The organism is Pelagibius sp. (genome assembly GCF_028281305.1).
Taxonomy (GTDB): Bacteria; Pseudomonadota; Alphaproteobacteria; order Kiloniellales; family Kiloniellaceae; genus Pelagibius.
In genome coordinates, this window is the sequence record NZ_JANQKD010000018.1 from 1 (window position 1) to 17,119 (window position 17,119).

Below are 17,119 nucleotides of genomic sequence, written 5' to 3' on the forward strand. Positions count from 1 at the left end.
TCCAGGTAATCGCCGAGCCGGTCTCCACCTGGGTCCAGGAGATCTTGGAGTTGCGGCCGCGGCACGCGCCGCGCTTGGTGACGAAGTTGTAGATGCCGCCCTTGCCGTCCTCGTCGCCGGGATACCAGTTCTGCACCGTCGAGTACTTGATCTCGGCATCGTCGAGAGCGATCAGCTCCACCACCGCGGCGTGGAGCTGGTGCTCGTCGCGCATCGGCGCGGTGCAGCCCTCCAGGTAGCTTACGTAGGAGCCTTCGTCGGCGATGATCAGGGTGCGCTCGAACTGGCCCGTGTTCTCCGCGTTGATGCGGAAGTAGGTCGAGAGCTCCATGGGGCAGCGCACGCCCTTGGGGATGTAGACGAAGGAGCCGTCGGTGAAGACCGCCGAGTTCAAACAGGAGTGCTTGTTGTCGCCGTAGGGAACGACCGAGCCCATGTACTTGCGGACCAGTTCCGGGTGCTTCTGCACGGCTTCGGAAATCGAGCAGAAGATGACGCCGACCTCTTCCAGGTTCTTCTTGAAGGTGGTCGCCACGGAGACGCTGTCGAAGACCGCATCCACGGCCACGCCGGCCAGCTTCTCCTGCTCGCGCAGCGGGATGCCCAGCTTCTCATAGGTTTCAAGCAGCTTGGGATCGACCTCATCGAGGCTTTGGGGACGGTCCTCCGGTGCCTTTGGCGCCGAGTAGTAGTAGGCGTCTTGATAGTCGATGGGCGGGAACTGCACCTTGGCCCACTCCGGCTCCGGCATGGTGAGCCAGTGGCGGTAGGCCTTGAGGCGCCACTCCAGCAGCCACTCCGGCTCTTCTTTCTTGGCGGAGATGAAGCGGACGATGTCCTCACTCAGGCCCTTGGGCGCGGTGTCGGTTTCGATCTCGGTGACAAAGCCGTACTTGTACTTCTCGATCCCGCGGACCTGTTCGACTGTCTCAACCGTTGCAGCCATCCAACTATTCTCCTGACATTCCCGTTCTTACCTGGGACTCTTGCGATCAGACTTTGCTTAGGGGTGCGGCCTCGCGAGGGTTGTCCTCGCCGCCGGCCGGAATGCGAAAGGGTTCCGGTAGGGTGGACATGTCCGCCAGGCTGACGCTGTTCAGCGCCTGGTGGATTGCGCTGTTCACCTTGTTCCAGTTGCCATGCATCGGGCAGAGCGCTTCCACGCCGCAGGAATCCGCGGCGCCATCCACGCAGGCGGTCAGGGCGATCGGCCCTTCGAGCGCCTGAATGATCTGGGCGACGGTGATCTGCTCCGCGCTGCGGCTCAGCGTGTAGCCGCCCGCGGCGCCCCGCTGCGCGGTCACCAAGCCGGCCCGTCCCAACAGATTCAGCAGCTTGGATACGGTCGGCAGCGGAACGGCGGTGTCCTCGGAGATCTGTTGCGCCGAGCGCAGCTCTCCGCGCAGGCTCATCTGCGCCATCACCACCACCGCGTAGTCTGTCAGCCGGTTCAACCGGAACATGGTGAGCCTCAAATCATACTAATCTGGTATGATTTTAAATATAAGATATTGCGGGATAATCAAGTGATAACGGCTCGCAACTCGGACTATTTTGGTAAAGTTTCCAGGCCGCTTGCAGGCGGCCTCACCGGCGGCTGCGGCGCTGCACAGGAAAAGAGGGGAGGCACCGGGTGCCTCCCCTTGAAAACTCCGTTTGATCTGGGTGGTTCAGACGGGCGGCTCCGCACCTAAGTCCGCGATCAGGGCTCGCTGCTGTTCGCGCAGTTGCCCGGATACGACGACTGGGTGGTGTCGCTTTGACAGCCGCCGGTGGCCTCGTACTCCGGATACTGATGGCACGACCCCTCGTAGGACTGCTTGGCAGCGCCGTCATCACATCCCGAGGTGTTCAGCGTGCCGCGTTGGCCCTGCGTGGTCAGTTTGTGAGGGCCGGCAGGCGGACGCGGCGGCAGCGTCTCGCGCTGAGGTGTTTTGAGTTGCTGGGCTGCAACCTGGACGTAGCCATTGCCTGCTGCGGTGTCGTTTGCTTTGACGGCAGCCGGGCCGGCCAAGAGGACTGCAAGTGCGGCGGCAACTGCGAAGGTTGTGGTGTTTGCCGGAGACGGCGTCGACATTGTGAAATCCCTTTCCAGTCTCAGTTCAGGACCCTTTAGGCCTCTGTCCGAACCCACACAGGCTGACATTGGCCGCTTAACTCTGGGTCGGGATGGCCGCGCGAACGGTTCGCCTTCCAGTCAGCGGGCCTCATGCTTTGTTGAGCTGTAACCTCGGGTTCAAGAAGCTGAAGGACCGGGCCGATATGATCGCTTACGTGGAAAGCTTCTCAGAACGGCAGGGTTTCCGGGCTTTTCGGGGGGCGGCCTGCGACACTTCGGACCTTGTCTTAATCGCTCAGAACTCCATACTCTCCCGCGACGGCGGCTCTTTGCCGCATTCTCAGGAGAGCCTTTCCCGCAAGGGAAACCAAGAAAACAAAGACCGGAGTGAATTCATGGGAGTAAAGAGCTCGCTTGTCGCAGTGGTGTTTGCCGCCGCCGCATTCCATACCATGCCCGCCCTGGCCGAGGGCGATGCCGCCAACGGCGAGAAGGTCTTCCGCAAGTGCAAGGCCTGCCACGCTGTTGAAGAGGGCAAGAACAAGGTCGGCCCGAGCCTGTACAACATTGTTGACCGGGCGGTTGGCACGGTTGAGGGCTACAAGTACTCCAAGGCCATGATCGCTTATGGCGAGGGCGGCGCGGTGTGGGACGCTGAGACCCTGGGCGCTTATCTCGAAGCACCGCGCAAGGCCGTTAAAGGCACGAAGATGGCGTTCGCCGGACTCAGGAAGCCTGAGGAAAGGGCCGACGTGATCGCCTATCTCCTGCAGTTCAAACCTGCGGAGTAAGGCACCCACCACCCTGATGTGAAGCGCCGGCCCCGGCAAGGGCCGGCCGCTTTGGCGTTTGCGGCGCCTCAACCTCTTGTGCCTCAACCTCTTGTGATCGGGAGTTGATGCGCCAGGAAAGCCCAACAGGCACAGAATGGACATAGAGCGGGTGCTCGCGTGGTGCCCGTGCCGGACTTCAGCGGGAGGCTGGCTTGGTCCCTATGTCGTGGCCAGATGGCTGTCCTGGTTACAGGCCAGGATTTCTGACGCTCCTAGGCCGATTCCTTGCAGCAGCGCTCTTCGCCATACCTATCGCAGCCTATGGGCAATCCTCTGAGTTCTCGAGGCCGGAGCATCATTTCTCGGTTGACCGTCCAGCGAAGCTGTCGCCGGCTGATGCGATGGTGATCTACGACAAGGTGCGCGATCGCATGGCTGCGGGATACCGGCTGTCGCACGATCCGGCGGCGGAGCGCTTCGTGGAGTGGCGCCGCTACAACTCCGCCCCATACCGCTCCGCCACCCACGGTCAGCGGTTCGTCAACAATTACGCCAACGCCACTGCGCGGGCCTATGGCCAGTACGAGGAAGCCGCCGAGCTTCCCGTCGGTTCCATCCTGGCAAAGGACTCTTTTGCCGTGACGCAGCGCGGCGATGTCTTCACCGGTCCGCTGTTTCTGATGGAGAAGATGCCCGAGGGCTTCCGGCCCGAGGCGCACGACTGGCGTTACACCATGATCATGCCGGACGGCAGCCTGTTCGGAACCACCAATGGCGAGGGTAACGAAAGGGTGGAGTTCTGCATCACATGCCATGAAGCCGTGGGCGAAGACCAGCAGCAGCTGTTCTTTGTGCCGCAGGAGTTCCGAGTACAGTTTCTCAATCTCCGATAGGTCTGCCGCACGAGCAGTTTTTGGATGAAGGCCGCTGCGGAGACAGTTGTGAAGCATCACGATATCGTGAGTCGCCGTGACTCTACAGAGTCGCACGGGAGTCATAGGCTTAGGGGACCGAAGCTCGCCGCTTTGGCTGGCTTTGCGAGCAAAGAAAAACCAAAAATCTCGGTCTGGGAGTGATCTGATGAAGTCCAGGAAACGCCTACTCATGTCGACCGCCATGGTTCCCTTGGTGGTCATGGCCGGCGTGGCGGCCGGCGAACTGATTGCTACAGGGCAGGTGGGCGTTCCCATGGCCCGGGCTGCCTGTAACCCCTGCAATCCTTGCGCGGCGAAAAAGCCGGTGAATCCGTGCAATCCCTGCGCTGCGGCGAACCCCTGTAACCCTTGTGCAGCCAATCCGTGCAACCCCTGCGCCGCTGCCAACCCGTGCAATCCCTGTGCGGCCAACCCCTGCAATCCTTGCGCGGCCGCCAACCCGTGCAACCCCTGTAACCCGTGCAATCCTTGTGCGGCCGGCGGCGGGGGCACTGTTGCGGCCTGCGCGATCCCGCGCATCCAGGCTGCGGCCCTGGCGAATCCCTGCGCGGCCGAGAACCCTTGCAACCCTTGCAACCCGTGCAATCCTTGCGCCGCTGCCAACCCTTGTAACCCTTGCGCGGCCAATCCGTGCAATCCCTGTGCGGCTGCTAATCCATGCAACCCGTGCAACCCCTGCGCCGCGGCGAACCCGTGCAACCCTCGCGCTGCTGCCAACCACTGCAACCCCTGCGCAGCCAATCCTTGCAATCCCTGCGCAGCGGCCAACCCCTGCAATCCGTGTAATCCCTGCAACCCTTGTAATCCCTGTGCAGCAGGGGCAGCCCCTGAACTGACCGATGCGGAAGCGCTGGCTGCCTACGATTGCATGTTCGAGACCATGAAGGCCGCCTATGCGAAGTCGGACAAGGGCGATGCCGCCGGTTTCACCAACTGGCGCCGCTACAGCACCCAGGCCTATGTGTCTGATACCCACGGCGGGCGCTACGTCCAGAACTGGGGCAACACGGCGGCGAAGGCCTACGGCAACTACGAGAACGCCGGCACCTTCCCGCAGGGCGCCAAGCTGGCCAAGGACAGCTTTGCGGTGAACGCCAAGGGCGGCGTCTCGGTCGGGCCGCTGTTCCTGATGGAGAAGATGCAGGCCGGCTTCAACCCGGACAGCGACGACTGGCGTTACACGCTGATCATGCCGAACGGCTCCATCTTCGGTACGACGAACGGCGCCGGATCGGACAACGTTGCCTTCTGCATCGGCTGCCATCAGTCGGTGACGCCGGACCAGGACCATGTCCTTCTGCTGCCCGAAGAGTACCGGGTGAGATAGGCCGGATCGATGGCTGTCCGGTCCAGGCGGCGCCGCATCGCCGCCGTGGGCCGGGTCGTCTTCTCGATCCTTCTGGCGATGGCCGCCTCGACCCTTGGGTCGGGGCGGCCTGCTTTTGCGGACTTCGCAGAAGGTGTCGAGGCCTACGACGCCGGCGACCTGGGCACGGCCTATGCCGAGTGGCTTCCTCTTGCCGAGGCCGGCAACCTCCAGGCTCAAGTCGCCCTTGCCGGCATCCTGGAGACCGGCGGAAGCGGTCTTGTCCGCGATCTGCCCGCCGCGGCGCGCTGGTACCGACGGGCGGCGGAGCGGGGCGATGCGGTGGCCCAGATGAACCTCGGTCAGATGTACGCACAAGGCTGGGGCCTTGCCCGCGACCGCGTCCAGGCGCTGGCCTGGTTCTCTCTGGCAGCCGAGCAGGGGCGCCAATGGGCTGCGGAGCGGCGCGACGCCCTGCGCAGCGACCTGACAGCGGCGCAACGCGAGGCGGCGGAGGCCCTGAGCCGACGGCTGCGCGCAGGCTACTGAGATCCCCCGGCAGAGGCCGAAACCTCCGAACTCCGTCTTGCATCCAAAGGCGTGCCGAGCCAGGCGGCCGGCCCGGTTTGGGTTTGTCGCCACCTGGGTATATAGTCACCTTATTTAGCCTGTCTGAACCGAGAGGTCTGGGACAGCTCGTGGGCTCTTCTTTCAGGCGCCTCGTTATGGCGCTCTTCATGGTCTTCCTCGCGGCCCCCGGCGCGCTGGCGCAAACGCTGCCGCCGGGGGAGCAGAACGTGCCGGACCCGGCGATCGAGGCCCTGAAGGCTGCCGACCCCGGGCTTTCCGAGGCAACCATCCGCGACCTGGTGGCCCGCCTCGACGATGCCGAGGTGCGCCGTCTGCTGCTGGAGCGCCTGGATGCGGTGACAGAGCAGCAGGTCGCGGCCGAGAGCGAAGACCTGGGCGGCCTCCTGATGCAGACGCGCGACCGCGCGGAAGCGCTGCGCGATGGCCTTGCCCGGCTGATCGCCGCAGTGCCGGTCTTGCCGACCGCGATGCCGGCTGCTCTGGACCGTCTGCGGGACGGCCGCCCGGCGGGGATCCTGCTGTGGATCGCTGCGGGCTTTGCTTTGATGATGGCGGTGGGCTGGCTGGCGGAGTGGCTGGCGCGGCGGACCCTGCGGGAGCTCTTTCGCCAGATTGCCGAAGCCCATCCGGACGCCGCCGCAGCGCGTTTCGGACGCCTCGCGCTGCGGCTCTTCCTGGAGTTCGTTCTTCTGGGCGTCTTCGTGGCCGGCGCGCTGGCGGTCTTCTTCGCGCTCACCCAGGGCAATGAAGTCACGCGCACGGCTGTGATGACCTATGTTGCGGCGGTCGTTGTGGTGCGCAGCTACGCCATTTTCTCGCGGTTTCTGCTGGCACCGCGCCTGCCGGGCCTGCGCCTTGCCCATATGAGCGATCACGACGCCCGCTCCATTCACCGCCAGAACGTGATCATGGCGAGCATCGCAGGTTTCGGATTCCTGACCTGCAGTCTGCTGCACAGCCTGGGAATGCCGGATGACGCCCACCAGGTGCTGACCTTCAGCGTCGGCCTGGTGCTCATCGCCACGCTGATCTACAGCCTGGCCAGGGCACGCCACGCCATTGCCGGTGACCTGAATTGGGAGCCGGAGCGGGCGGCGCCGTTCCGGGCCATGCTGGCGCAGTACTGGCCGTTGGTCACCATTCTGTACTCGGCCGCGCTCTATGTGATCGTCGTGGTCATCGAACTGACGGGGGGCAGTGTTTCCTACCTTGCCTCCTTCGGCAGCCTCCTTGCGGTCATATTCCTTCCTCACATGGACGCGATCCTGGAGCGGGCGGCACAGCGTCTGGATCGGCGCAGCGCCCAGGAGGAAACCCTCTTTGCGCAGCTGCGCATCGTCGGGCTCCGGGCTTCGCGCTTCCTGCTCTGCATTGCCGTGGCCCTGTTTCTGGCGCGCATCTGGGGGGTCGACCTGTTCTCCCTGGCCGAGAAGAGCTTCGGCGGCCGCCTGGCCGGCGCCATGGTGGACATCGGCCTCACCGGCCTGGTGGCTTATGTGCTGTGGGAGCTGGCACGCATTACCATCGACCGCCGGCTGGCGGAGGATGCGGCCCAGGCGGCGGCAGAGGGTCAGGGCGAGCCCGAGCCCGGAGAACAGGGCGGGCAGGGGGCATCGCGGGTGCGCACCCTGCTGCCGCTGATGCGTCTCGCCATTCAGATCACCATCGTCGTGATGGCCGTGATGCTCGTGCTGAGCGCACTCGGCGTCAACATCGGCCCGCTCCTGGCCGGCGCCGGGGTTGTCGGGCTGGCCGTCGGGTTTGGCGCACAGACACTGGTGCGCGACATCGTCTCCGGTGTCTTCTTCCTGGTGGACGACGCCTTCCGCCTTGGCGAATACATCGACGTGGGGGTGGTCAAGGGGACGGTCGAGAAGATCTCGCTGCGCTCGCTGCGCCTGCGCCACCACCGCGGCGCCCTGCACACGGTGCCCTTCGGCGAGATCCAGCATCTCACCAACTACAGCCGCGACTGGGCGATCATGAAGCTGGAGTTCCGCGTCCCCTTCGACACCGACCTGGAAAAGGTGCGCAAGATCTTCAAACGGATCGGTCAGGACCTGATGAAGCACGAGGAGATCGGCCCGGACTTCCTGCAGCCCTTTAAATCCCAGGGGGTGCTGGCCACGGACGACAGCGCCTTTGTTGTGCGCGGCAAGTTCATGGCCAAACCCGGCCGTCAGTTCCTGATCCGCCGGGCCGTGTTCCAGGCGGTCCAGGAGGCCTTCGCGCGCGAAGGCATCAAGTTCGCCGACCGCCGGGTGACGGTTCATGTGCCCGGTTCCGAGGAACTGGATCCGGAAGAGCGGGCGGCGGCGGAGAAAGCGGCCGCCTCTGCCGTTACCGGCGCCGAGGCCGCAGCCAACAAGGCGTAACGGGACCGCTTTCGGGCGGCCGGCCACCGCCTTGGCTCTCGACAGAATCGTCCCCGTCTTCTAACACTCTGCCCAAGGCCGGCCCGGCAGGGAAGGGGCGGACCGCCAACGAAAACGCCCCGGACCATCCAGGGGCCGACAGCAGGGGAACCATGCAGAACTCGGTGACGACGGTCGACCACCCGCTGGTCCAGCACAAACTGACGCTGATGCGCGACAAGGATACGGCGCTGCCGGAGTTCCGCCGCCTGTTGCGGGAGATCAGCCTTCTCCTCGCCTATGAGGTAACCCGGCATCTGGAACTGAAGACCGTCACGGTGGAGACGCCTGTCTCTCAGGCGGAACTGCCGGTGCTGGCGGAGCCCGAGCCCTGCTTTATCACCATTCTCCGGGCCGGCAACGGTCTCCTCGACGGCATGCTCGACCTGATCCCGGCAGCCTCGGTGGGCCATGTCGGCCTCTACCGCGATCCCTCGACCCTCGAGGCGGTGGAGTACTATTACAAGGTCCCGCAGGATATGAGCCGGCGGCTTGCCATTGTCGTCGACCCGATGCTGGCGACCGGGCACACCGCCGTTGCGGCCCTGGAGCTGCTCAAGCGCGACAACGCCGGGTCGCTCAGCTTTGTCTGTCTGGTCGCGGCCCCGGAAGGGATCAAGACCCTGCAGGACGCCCATCCGGACGTGCCGATCTTTACCGCTGCCGTCGACGAGCGCCTGAACGACAAGGGCTACATCGTGCCCGGTCTGGGCGATGCGGGCGACCGTATCTTCGGCACCAAGTAGCAGCAGCGGCGGCCGGCCGCAGCGCCAGTGCGGCGCCGCTGCAACTGTTGTTCTACGGCGAGCATTGCGGCTCACTACAACCTTTTCTTGTAGTCGGCGGGACCCCATATCTTCCTTATGCAGGACCGAAGGGAAGAGTTGGGGTCGCTGTAAGGAGGTATGCGCGTATGCCCATACGCCCCGCCGTCATGGCTGCCGTGATCGCTGGTGCGCTGGCCCAGAGTGCCACGGCGGGCGAGCCGGAGAGCGCTTCGTCTGCCGGCAGCGTCTCTGAACCGCTGCAGACCGCCCAAGGTCTCGGCGGCAGCACCGAACAACCACGCCGGCATTTCAGGGTCCCCAATCCCGCTGTTCTCAGCGAGCGGGAAGCTGTGGAGATCTACCTCGGCCTCGCCGACGAACTGGCCGCCGTCTATGCCCGCAGCGGCAGCAGCATCGTCGGGGAATATCAGAGCTGGCAGCGCTACAGCAGCGCCCCCTACAAATCCATGACCCACGGCCGGCGCTACGTCAGCAACTATGCCAATGCCCAGGCCCGCGACTACGGCCGCTATGAGCAGGCCGGGCAACTGCCTGTCGGATCGGTGGTGGTCAAGGACAGCTTCGTGGTCACCGACGCGGGCGAGATCACCCTGGGCCCGCTCTTCGTGATGGAGAAGATGGCCCCGGGGTTCAACTACGTGACCGGCGACTGGCGCTACTCGATGATCTCAGAGACCGGCGAGTTCCTGGGCGAGACGGGGGGTGAGGGCGCCCAGCGGGTAGAGTTCTGCATTGCCTGTCACCTGGCGCAGGAGGACCAGGACCATCTGTTTTTCGTTCCGGCGGAGCGCCGCGTGACGGCGGACTAGTGCCGCATCTGTGTCGTTGCCCGCTGTCAACAGCTTGGCGCAGAATGACCAGATGCAGTTGACGCTGGTCAAGAACGCCGAGGACCTGGTCGGCTCTTACTACGCCGCCTTCTATCCGGGGGAGCGCGGCGCGCCTCTGCGCCCGAACGACACCGTATACATGGACGGCGATGCCTTTGAGGCTCTCTGTTTCGTTGCGGGCAACTTCAGGGTTACCAGCACCACCACCCTTACGGGCTTTGCGATCGATCGGTTGGTCGAGGAACTGGAGGAGGCGTCGCGGCGCATCTCCCACAGCGACAGCCCCAAGCAGGTCTGGCCGCTCACCGCCAGCTACGGCTACACCCAGTTCCTCTCCATCGACGACTGGGAGGTCGGCCGGCAGCAGTTCTGCACAATGCTGCAGGAACTCGGCTCATGGCTGCGGGCCGCACGCGAGCGTGATGAGCCGGTCACCATTCGCGGCGTCTGAAGCCGGGGGCTTTCGTCGAGCCGCCAGGCGGTCAGGAAAAGGCCTTGAAGGCGATCAGGGTGAAGGTGTCCTTGATGCCGGGCAGGGTTTGGACCTCTTCGTTGACGAAGTGGCCGATATCATCACTGTCCTGCAGGTAGCACTTGACCAGCAGGTCGTATTCGCCTGAGGTCGAGTGTACTTCCGAGACCTGTTCCACGTTCTCCACCAACGCGTCGGCCACCGGATAGGCCTTTCCAAGGTCGCACTTGATCATGATGAAGATCGTCTGCATGCCGTCCCGTCTTTCCCTGCCTTTGACTCTGATCTCGGGTGATGCCCGGATTTGCGGCTGGCCCCGAACACGCAGCCGCCATCATAGCTGTTCAGCGCCGAAGGCCAAGGGTGGCGGCAGATGCGGAGGACTGGAACCGTGACGGCACGGCTGCGCCGCGGCAGTCCAGCGGACGCCCCGAAACTCGGTGCCGTGGAACGCGCCGCAGCCGCCCGCTTTCGCGCGGTCGGCCTGGACGTCATCGCCGAGGGGCGCCCGACGGCGGTTGAGGAGTATCTTGCGCTGGCGGAGGAGGGGCGTCTCTGGGTGGCGGAGACCGACGCCGGGATTCCTGTTGGCCTGGCCATTGCCGGCAGCGTCGATGGGGAAGGCTATCTGGCGGAGGTCTCCGTGCATCCCGACCGCGGGCGCCAGGGTCTCGGCCGCGGTCTGATTGCCTGCGTCGAGACCTGGGCTCTGGAGCAAGGGTTTCAGAGTCTGTTTTTGACGACCTTCCGCGATGTGCCTTGGAACCGCCCCTACTACGAGATCCTGGAGTTCGCCGTCAGGAGCGAGGATCACGTTGGCCCCGACCTCCGGGCTGTGCGTGCCGGGGAGAAGGCGCGTGGGCTGGACGGCCTCAGTCCGCGCGTGTGCATGGTGAAGACGTTGCGCCGCTGTGGAGCAGTCTAGGCAACAGTTCCACAGCGGGCGCTTTGGCGAATCTCTCCTTACACCAGGTCGAGGGACCCGCTCAGATCGTTGAAGCTGGCCACGCCGCCCAGGGCGTCGCCAAGCCCGACCAGGGTAATGGTGCCGCCGGTATGGGTGATGGTCGCATCGCCGCCGGGGGTGGCGGTGAAGTCCCAGTTGGCGGAGGTGTCCAGATCGGTGAGCTGCAGGCCGTCGTCCAGCAGCGCCGGCTCCAGGGAGTCGATCACGTCCTGGACTGCAAGCTGGATCAGATCGCCCTCGCCGGGATTGAAGTCGGCGATGATGTCGTCGCCCTCGTTGCCATTGGAGGGATCGAAGCGGAAGAGGTCTGCATCGCCGCCCCCGACCAGCAGGTCGTCGCCGCTGTCGCCGATCAGGAGATCCAGTCCGGCGCCGCCGTTCAGCAGGTCGTCGCCGCGCCCGCCGGCGAGCGTCTCGTCGCCAACGGTGCCGTTCTGCAGGTTGAGCGCCGCGGCATCGAAGGCACCGGCTAAGTCGACGAAGCTCTGGCCGGCAAAGGCCAGCCCTTCGAACTCGATGGTCCCGCCCGGATGGCCGACCGTCAGATTGTTGCTGTCCGGTGCGCCGGTGATGCTCCATTCCGGGCTGTTGTCCAGTGCGGTCAGCAGTTCGGCGGCCCCGGCGATGGCCGAAGTATCGCCGCCGGCCAGCGCCGAGATGATCTCCGGCGTCGCCTTGGCAATGTCCGCTGCCGACAGCACCAGCAGGTCTTCGCCCAGGGTGAAGTCCTGCACCACGTCGGCGCCTTCGTCCGGATTGCTGGGGTCGAAGACGAAGCGGTCGATGCCGGCATCGCCGCGCAGATGGTCGTCGCCGCTGCCGCCGATCAGGGTATCGTCGCCGCTGTTTCCGATGACACGGTCATCGTCGAGGCCTCCGTTCAGGAGGTCGTTGTCACGCCCGCCGCGCAGCGTGTCGTTGCCCTCCCCACCCAGGATGACGTCGTCGCCGGCCCGTCCTGAGAGCCTGTCGTCGCCGGACAGGCCGTTCAGGAAGTCGTCGTCGCGCCCGCCGCGCAGACGGTCGTTGCCGTCATCGCCGGCCTGGGCGTTGGCGATCTCGATGGCGGGCAGAAGGTCCTCGAAGCGCAACGCATCCGAGAACGCCAGCCCCTCGATGGTGATGGTGCCGCCGGGATGCCCGACCACGACAAAGCCGTCGGGAGAAGCGCTGATGGTCCAGTCGGGGTCTTCATCCAGGTCCGCACCCTCGACAGCGCCCGGGTCGCCGAAGGGCGAGGCGGAGGCGACGCCCGGGGCGGAGCGCAGCACGTCGGCGGCGTTCAGGACCAGGCGATCGCCGGCGGCGATATCCAGGTCCTTTATCACATCGTCGCCTTCATCCGGATTGGAGGGGTCGAACACGAAGCGGTCGGCCCCGAAGCCGCTCCGCAGGTGGTCGTTGCCGCTGCCGCCCACCAGGGTGTCGTCGCCGCGGCCGGCCCGCAGATCATCGTCGCCGTCTTCGCCGAAAAGGCGGTCGTGGCCGGTGCGGCCGCGGATCAGGTCGTTGCCATCGCCGCCGTAAACCACATCATTGAAGAAACCGCCGACAACCGTGTCGTCGCCGTCACGGGCGACGGTGCGGCTGCCCAGGAACCGCGTAATGACGTCGTCATCGTTGCTACCGAAGCGGGTAAGTCCGCTAAAGAAACTCAGGAATCCGGAGAGAAAGGACATGGGGGGAGCTCCTCAAAAACGTTGCAGGACTGCGGTTAAGACCCCATATGATTGTTTGTGGGAAAAAATCCCATTTATTGACTCACCATATACGCGAGCCTCGCCGAACTCCAAGGTTTTTTGTGGTCTTTTTTCCCACCAGGCTCTATATCACGCCCATGACACAGTCTGGTGACCCGGACGCGTCGGGGCTGGGGCCTGCCGTCAGGCGGCTCCTGCGGCCTCTGGTGAAAGCCCTGATCGCCAAGGGCATCACCGCACCGGCGCTCTACCGGGTACTCAAGGAGCTCTATGTGGAGGTGGCCCGCGAGGACTTCCGGCTGAACGGCGAACAGCCGACCGACAGCCGTGTCAGTGTCATCACCGGGGTTCACCGCAAGGACGTGCGGGCGCTGCGCGAAAGCGCGGGCACCGAAGACACGGTCCTCGGCCAACGCGTGAGTGTGCTGGCGACGGTTGTCGGACGCTGGCTGGCCGACCCGCAAACGACGACCAGCGAGGGGGCGCCGCGTGCCTTGCCCAGGCAGGCCAAGGACACGATGTCGTTCGAGGCCTTGGTGGAGTCGGTCAGCCGGGATGTGCGTCCGCGTACGATCCTGGACGAACTGATGCGCCGCGGTTTGGTCGTCCACGATAGGGAGGCTGACACAGTCGTCCTGCGCGGCGACGCCCTGGTGGCGCGCGATAGCGGCGCCGAACGTTTCCACTTCTTCTCCCGAAACATCGGCGACCATGTGTCTGCTGCGGTAGAGAACATTCTGATCGAAGAGGGCCCTGCGCCCTTTCTCGAGAGAGCCGTCTTTTACAACAACCTGACTGCCGACTCGGTGGATGCGATTGAGGAGCGTGCGCGCGTTCTCGCCGGGGAGGTGCTGGCCGAACTCAACCGCCTGGGCTTTGAGCGCCAGGGCGCGGACGACGAGCATGTAGGAGCCGGCGGAGCCAACGAACGTTTCCGCTTCGGCGTGTACTTTTATCGGGAAGACGAGGCCTCAGAGGACGAGCGCTGAGTCGGGGGAGGATCATGGGACAGAAGATCGATGCCAAGCGACGGGCCGTCCTCATCGGGTTTGGACTGACAGCGCTCGCGGCCTGCAGTCCGCCGGGCCTCCCACAGCGCGGGCAACGCACCGCGCAGGCATCATCCGGAGGGTCTTCCGACCGCCCGTCGGAGGGTGGGGTCGGCGGCACCGGCATCTTCGGTCTGGTGCACGGCACGGCCAGCCTGCTGGTCAACGGTTTGACGGTGGAGACGCCGCCGGGCCTCGCCGTGCGGCATGCGCTTGGGGCGCTGCCCTTGGACGCGGTTGATGCGGGTCATGCCGTTACCGTTGAGGCGGCGGCCGGACAGGATGGGCGCCTGGTCGCCGCGGCGGTCACGGTCGAGCATCCGCTGATCGGTCGGATCGAAAGCCTGACCGAAGGCGGGTTCCGCTGTCTCGGTGTTGAGGTGCTGGTCGAGCCGGGGGCGCTTCTCAAGGGGCCAGAGGGCATCTTCCGGCCCACCCCAGGTCAGCGGGTTGCCGTCTCAGGGCTGTGGCGTGGCAACGGTGTAGTGGTCGCCGCGCGGGTCGATCTCTTGAGCGCGGTCAGCCTCGACGATGTCGTGGCAGGCGTCGCCCTGGCGGGCGGCGCACGGGGCCGGCTGCGCCTTGGTGGCCTCGACCTCGTGCTGCCCCCCGGCACCCCCGAACCGCAGGCCGGTGGCTTTGTGACGGCCGTGGGCCGCCGCCGCGGCGATCTGTTGATTGCCGAGCGTGTGACGGCTGGCCGTTTCCGGGGCCTGGCCGGGCCGCTCGAGCGGTTGTCGGTGGAAGGCTATCTGGAACCGCAGCCGGCACCGCCGGGCTACGCGGTCTCCGGGCTGGGACACAGCTTCGATGAGGCGGCCAAACTCGGCGCACTGGCCGATGAGCGGGCCGTCTTCATCGGCGCCTATGACGGCGCCTTCAAGGTCGCCCGGGGTCTGCCGCTACCGGAGGGCGTGGCCGAACGCCGCGTGATCCTGGCTGCGGTTGACGATGGCTTTGCGCCCGAGGCTGCGGTGGTGACGCGGTAAACGAAGAGGCTGTCAGGCGACCTTCGCCGGACGCAGCAGGAAGGCCGGAATGTGGTCGCCGAAGGCAGTTTCGCCGGGCGCCAAGGTTTCGTCACCCTGCTTCTGCCTGCTGCGGCGGGGCTCGCGCTTTTCGCCCTTTGCTTTGGTTCCGCTGCTCTTAGCGGCGTCCTGCTCGGCCACAGCCTCGAAGGAAACAACCTCGAGATCTTTCGACGAGCGGTCACTTTCTCCGCGGCTTCTTTCGCCGCCGTCCTTCTCGCGCCGGTTCCGGTCACTCCGGTCCTTGCGGCCCCGGCCCTCGGAACCCTTGCCCGCGGCGGAGCGGGAGCCCCGGCGCGTCGATCCGCGGCGACGGCGGCCAGCCTGTTCCTCGGCCTCGCCGGCGTCCCAGCTTTCCGCGCCTTCGAGGGCGACCTTGGGGATCTCCTTGCCGATCATGCGAACCACGGAAGCCAGGTATTTGTTTTCTTCCGGCAGCGCCAGGGTAAAGGCCTTGCCGCTGCGTCCGGCGCGCCCCGTCCGTCCGATCCGGTGGACGTAGTCTTCGGGGTTGGACGGCACATCGAAATTGAAGACGTGGGACACGGCGGGGATATCCAGACCGCGTGCGGCCACGTCGGAGCACACCAGGAATTGCACCTCGCCGTCCTTGAAGGTCTGGAGAGTCTCCATCCGCACCGGCTGGGCCATATCGCCGTGCAGGGCGGCCACCGAAAAGCCGTGGCGCTGCATGGAGCGGAAGACGATGTCCACGTCGCGCTTGCGGTTGCAGAACACGAGGGCGGACTTGACCTCCTCGCTGCGGATCAGATCCCGCAGCGCGGCCCGCTTCTCCTTCGCCGCGCCGCGGACCTTGAGAAGGCCCTGGGTCACGGTCTCGGCCGCCGAGGCCGGCGGATCGACGGAGATCTCCTTCGGGTTCATCAGGAAGCTGTCGGCCAGCCGGCGGATCTCCGGCGGCATGGTGGCCGAGAAGAACAGGGTCTGGCGGATCTTCGGCAGCAGGCCGACGATGCGCTCGACGTCGGGCATGAAGCCCATGTCCAGCATGCGGTCGGCCTCGTCAATGACTAGGATCTTCACGTCGGCCAGCAGGATCTTGCCGCGCTCGAAGAGATCGATGAGGCGTCCGGGCGTTGCGATCAGAACATCGACGCCGCGGTCCAGCTTCTGCTCCTGCTCGACAAAGGACGAGCCGCCGATGAGCAGGGCCATGGAAAGCTTGCCGTACTTGCCGTAGAGCTCGAAGTTCTCGGACACCTGGGCGGCCAGTTCGCGCGTCGGTGCAATGATCAGAGAACGGGGCATGCGGGCCCGGGCGCGGCCGCTGGAGAGGATGTCGATCATCGGCAGTGTGAAGCCCGCCGTCTTGCCGGTGCCGGTTTGCGCACAGCCCAAGACGTCGCGCCCCATCAGGACGACCGGGATCGCTTTTTCCTGGATCGGGGTCGGGGTGGAATAACCCACTTCCTCAACCGCCTTCAGGACCTCTGGACTCAGTCCAAGATCTTCAAAAATCATGTAATCCGTGTGTCACTCTGGAGTAGCTACGCCGATTGAATGCGATTCAATCACGGCTGCGCGGATCATAAGAATTGCCGTGAACATGTCAATCATTTGCGGCCCTATTCATGAAGTAGCGAACAGTCGTCATTCCAAATAAAATAATGTTCCTATATCTTGGGCTAATTATGGTTAATGTTTCCGATACAACTGGGCTGCAGCCTCCGGTTGACTGTAACGATGCGGGGCTGCTTTTGGTCGATCTTCAGGAGCGCCTTGCGCCGGCAATCGCCGAAAGCCCGGCAGTTGTCGCGCGCTGTCAGCGGCTGCTGCAGGGCTTCAAAGCCGCCGGCCGGCCGGTTCTCGCGACCGAGCAGTATTCCAAAGGGCTGGGTCCGACGGTTGCGCCTCTGCGCAGCGGCCTGGCGCCGGAAGAGATCATTGAGAAGACCGCCTTCGGCGCGCCGCGGGAGGCTGCCTTCGAGGCGGCGCTTCAGCGCCATGCCGGGGTTACGGCGTGGCTTGTGGCCGGCATGGAAGCACACGTCTGCGTGCTCCAGACCGTGCTCTGCCTGCGCGCAAGGAGAATCAAGGTCACCCTGGTCAGCGATGCGGTTGCATCGCGCGAGCCGCTGAACAAGGCGCTGGCACTGCGGCGCATGGCAGCGGGTGGGGTTACGCTGACGAGCAGCGCGTTGGTCCTGGCCGGGGGGCTTGGGCAGGCCGTCGGAACCGCCTAGAGT

At 65.1% G+C, this 17,119-nt stretch carries 18 protein-coding genes; 12 read left to right on the plus strand and 6 right to left on the minus strand.

The features are described from left to right. The 3 genes from sufB to Q0982_RS04955 form a co-directional block, all read right to left on the minus strand. Positions 1-946 (minus strand): Fe-S cluster assembly protein SufB (gene sufB, locus Q0982_RS04945; RefSeq protein ID WP_299392435.1); only part of this gene is annotated, 946 nt, incomplete at its 3' end. 46 nt (positions 947-992) lie between these two features. Next, complete coding sequence (locus Q0982_RS04950) at positions 993-1,463, minus strand: SUF system Fe-S cluster assembly regulator (RefSeq protein ID WP_299392438.1); 471 nt, start codon at positions 1,461-1,463, stop codon at positions 993-995. A 239-nt stretch (positions 1,464-1,702) separates the two neighbouring features. Next, entirely contained in the window at positions 1,703-2,077 is a 375-nt protein-coding gene (locus Q0982_RS04955) for a hypothetical protein (protein ID WP_299392441.1), read from the minus strand. Between the two features lie 185 nt (positions 2,078-2,262). Here Q0982_RS04955 and Q0982_RS23795 point away from each other — a divergent pair, with 185 nt between their 5' ends. From Q0982_RS23795 to Q0982_RS04995, 8 genes are all read left to right on the plus strand, one after another. Further along, positions 2,263-2,850, plus strand: coding sequence for a cytochrome c family protein (locus Q0982_RS23795; RefSeq protein ID WP_322096954.1), 588 nt, complete (start codon positions 2,263-2,265; stop codon positions 2,848-2,850). A gap of 383 nt (positions 2,851-3,233) precedes the next feature. After that, positions 3,234-3,725 carry a hypothetical protein gene (locus tag Q0982_RS04965; protein WP_299392443.1) on the plus strand — a complete coding sequence of 164 codons (492 nt, stop codon included), beginning with the start codon at positions 3,234-3,236 and terminating at the stop codon, positions 3,723-3,725. A gap of 910 nt (positions 3,726-4,635) precedes the next feature. Further along, a complete protein-coding gene (locus tag Q0982_RS04970; protein WP_299392446.1) occupies positions 4,636-5,094 on the plus strand; it encodes a cytochrome P460 family protein in 459 nt (152 codons plus the stop codon). A 9-nt stretch (positions 5,095-5,103) separates the two neighbouring features. Continuing rightward, on the plus strand, positions 5,104-5,622 hold the full coding sequence (locus Q0982_RS04975) for a hypothetical protein (protein WP_299392450.1): 519 nt from the start codon (positions 5,104-5,106) through the stop codon (positions 5,620-5,622). A gap of 176 nt (positions 5,623-5,798) precedes the next feature. Beyond that, positions 5,799-8,039: a mechanosensitive ion channel family protein gene (locus tag Q0982_RS04980; RefSeq protein WP_299392452.1), complete on the plus strand. Its 2,241-nt coding sequence runs from the start codon at positions 5,799-5,801 to the stop codon at positions 8,037-8,039. Between the two features lie 152 nt (positions 8,040-8,191). Then, positions 8,192-8,824, plus strand: coding sequence for a uracil phosphoribosyltransferase (upp, locus tag Q0982_RS04985; RefSeq protein ID WP_299392454.1), 633 nt, complete (start codon positions 8,192-8,194; stop codon positions 8,822-8,824). A gap of 167 nt (positions 8,825-8,991) precedes the next feature. Continuing rightward, positions 8,992-9,675, plus strand: coding sequence for a cytochrome P460 family protein (locus Q0982_RS04990; protein ID WP_299392456.1), 684 nt, complete (start codon positions 8,992-8,994; stop codon positions 9,673-9,675). A gap of 52 nt (positions 9,676-9,727) precedes the next feature. Beyond that, a complete protein-coding gene (locus tag Q0982_RS04995) occupies positions 9,728-10,147 on the plus strand; it encodes a hypothetical protein (protein WP_299392458.1) in 420 nt (139 codons plus the stop codon). A gap of 31 nt (positions 10,148-10,178) precedes the next feature. Here Q0982_RS04995 and Q0982_RS05000 read toward each other — a convergent pair whose 3' ends face one another. Then, positions 10,179-10,421 (minus strand): Lrp/AsnC ligand binding domain-containing protein, encoded by a 243-nt coding sequence (locus tag Q0982_RS05000; protein ID WP_299392460.1) that lies wholly within the window; start codon positions 10,419-10,421, stop codon positions 10,179-10,181. A 120-nt stretch (positions 10,422-10,541) separates the two neighbouring features. Between Q0982_RS05000 and Q0982_RS05005 the strand changes: the two genes are divergently transcribed. Then, positions 10,542-11,093: a GNAT family N-acetyltransferase gene (locus Q0982_RS05005; RefSeq protein WP_299392464.1), complete on the plus strand. Its 552-nt coding sequence runs from the start codon at positions 10,542-10,544 to the stop codon at positions 11,091-11,093. Between the two features lie 38 nt (positions 11,094-11,131). Here the strand turns inward: Q0982_RS05005 and Q0982_RS05010 are convergent, their stop codons facing one another. After that, positions 11,132-12,814, minus strand: coding sequence for a calcium-binding protein (locus tag Q0982_RS05010; RefSeq protein WP_299392466.1), 1,683 nt, complete (start codon positions 12,812-12,814; stop codon positions 11,132-11,134). Between the two features lie 158 nt (positions 12,815-12,972). On the opposite strand from Q0982_RS05010, the gene Q0982_RS05015 reads away from it, so the two are divergent. Further along, positions 12,973-13,824 (plus strand): DUF6502 family protein, encoded by an 852-nt coding sequence (locus tag Q0982_RS05015; RefSeq protein ID WP_299392469.1) that lies wholly within the window; start codon positions 12,973-12,975, stop codon positions 13,822-13,824. Between the two features lie 14 nt (positions 13,825-13,838). Continuing rightward, complete coding sequence (locus Q0982_RS05020; protein WP_299392472.1) at positions 13,839-14,873, plus strand: DUF5666 domain-containing protein; 1,035 nt, start codon at positions 13,839-13,841, stop codon at positions 14,871-14,873. Positions 14,874-14,885: 12 nt separating this feature from the next. Here Q0982_RS05020 and Q0982_RS05025 read toward each other — a convergent pair whose 3' ends face one another. Further along, entirely contained in the window at positions 14,886-16,394 is a 1,509-nt protein-coding gene (locus Q0982_RS05025) for a DEAD/DEAH box helicase (protein WP_299392474.1), read from the minus strand. 236 nt (positions 16,395-16,630) lie between these two features. Between Q0982_RS05025 and Q0982_RS05030 the strand changes: the two genes are divergently transcribed. Then, the gene (locus Q0982_RS05030; protein ID WP_299392477.1) at positions 16,631-17,116 is read left to right on the plus strand and encodes an isochorismatase family protein; all 486 of its coding nucleotides are present in this window, start codon (positions 16,631-16,633) and stop codon (positions 17,114-17,116) included. Positions 17,117-17,119 lie beyond the last annotated feature (3 nt).

Excerpts from the sequence above, each read along its gene's own strand:
- Q0982_RS04950 (WP_299392438.1), bottom strand. The coding sequence starts at position 1,463 with ATGTTCCGGTTGAACCGGCTGACAGACTACGCGGTGGTGGTGATGGCG.
- Q0982_RS04955 (WP_299392441.1), bottom strand. The coding sequence starts at position 2,077 with ATGTCGACGCCGTCTCCGGCAAACACCACAACCTTCGCAGTTGCCGCC.
- Q0982_RS23795 (WP_322096954.1), top strand. The coding sequence starts at position 2,263 with ATGATCGCTTACGTGGAAAGCTTCTCAGAACGGCAGGGTTTCCGGGCT.
- Q0982_RS04965 (WP_299392443.1), top strand. The coding sequence starts at position 3,234 with ATGGTGATCTACGACAAGGTGCGCGATCGCATGGCTGCGGGATACCGG.
- Q0982_RS04970 (WP_299392446.1), top strand. The coding sequence starts at position 4,636 with ATGTTCGAGACCATGAAGGCCGCCTATGCGAAGTCGGACAAGGGCGAT.
- Q0982_RS04975 (WP_299392450.1), top strand. The coding sequence starts at position 5,104 with ATGGCTGTCCGGTCCAGGCGGCGCCGCATCGCCGCCGTGGGCCGGGTC.
- Q0982_RS04980 (WP_299392452.1), top strand. The coding sequence starts at position 5,799 with ATGGCGCTCTTCATGGTCTTCCTCGCGGCCCCCGGCGCGCTGGCGCAA.
- upp (WP_299392454.1), top strand. The coding sequence starts at position 8,192 with ATGCAGAACTCGGTGACGACGGTCGACCACCCGCTGGTCCAGCACAAA.
- Q0982_RS04990 (WP_299392456.1), top strand. The coding sequence starts at position 8,992 with ATGCCCATACGCCCCGCCGTCATGGCTGCCGTGATCGCTGGTGCGCTG.
- Q0982_RS04995 (WP_299392458.1), top strand. The coding sequence starts at position 9,728 with ATGCAGTTGACGCTGGTCAAGAACGCCGAGGACCTGGTCGGCTCTTAC.
- Q0982_RS05000 (WP_299392460.1), bottom strand. The coding sequence starts at position 10,421 with ATGCAGACGATCTTCATCATGATCAAGTGCGACCTTGGAAAGGCCTAT.
- Q0982_RS05005 (WP_299392464.1), top strand. The coding sequence starts at position 10,542 with ATGCGGAGGACTGGAACCGTGACGGCACGGCTGCGCCGCGGCAGTCCA.
- Q0982_RS05010 (WP_299392466.1), bottom strand. The coding sequence starts at position 12,814 with ATGTCCTTTCTCTCCGGATTCCTGAGTTTCTTTAGCGGACTTACCCGC.
- Q0982_RS05015 (WP_299392469.1), top strand. The coding sequence starts at position 12,973 with ATGACACAGTCTGGTGACCCGGACGCGTCGGGGCTGGGGCCTGCCGTC.
- Q0982_RS05020 (WP_299392472.1), top strand. The coding sequence starts at position 13,839 with ATGGGACAGAAGATCGATGCCAAGCGACGGGCCGTCCTCATCGGGTTT.
- Q0982_RS05025 (WP_299392474.1), bottom strand. The coding sequence starts at position 16,394 with ATGATTTTTGAAGATCTTGGACTGAGTCCAGAGGTCCTGAAGGCGGTT.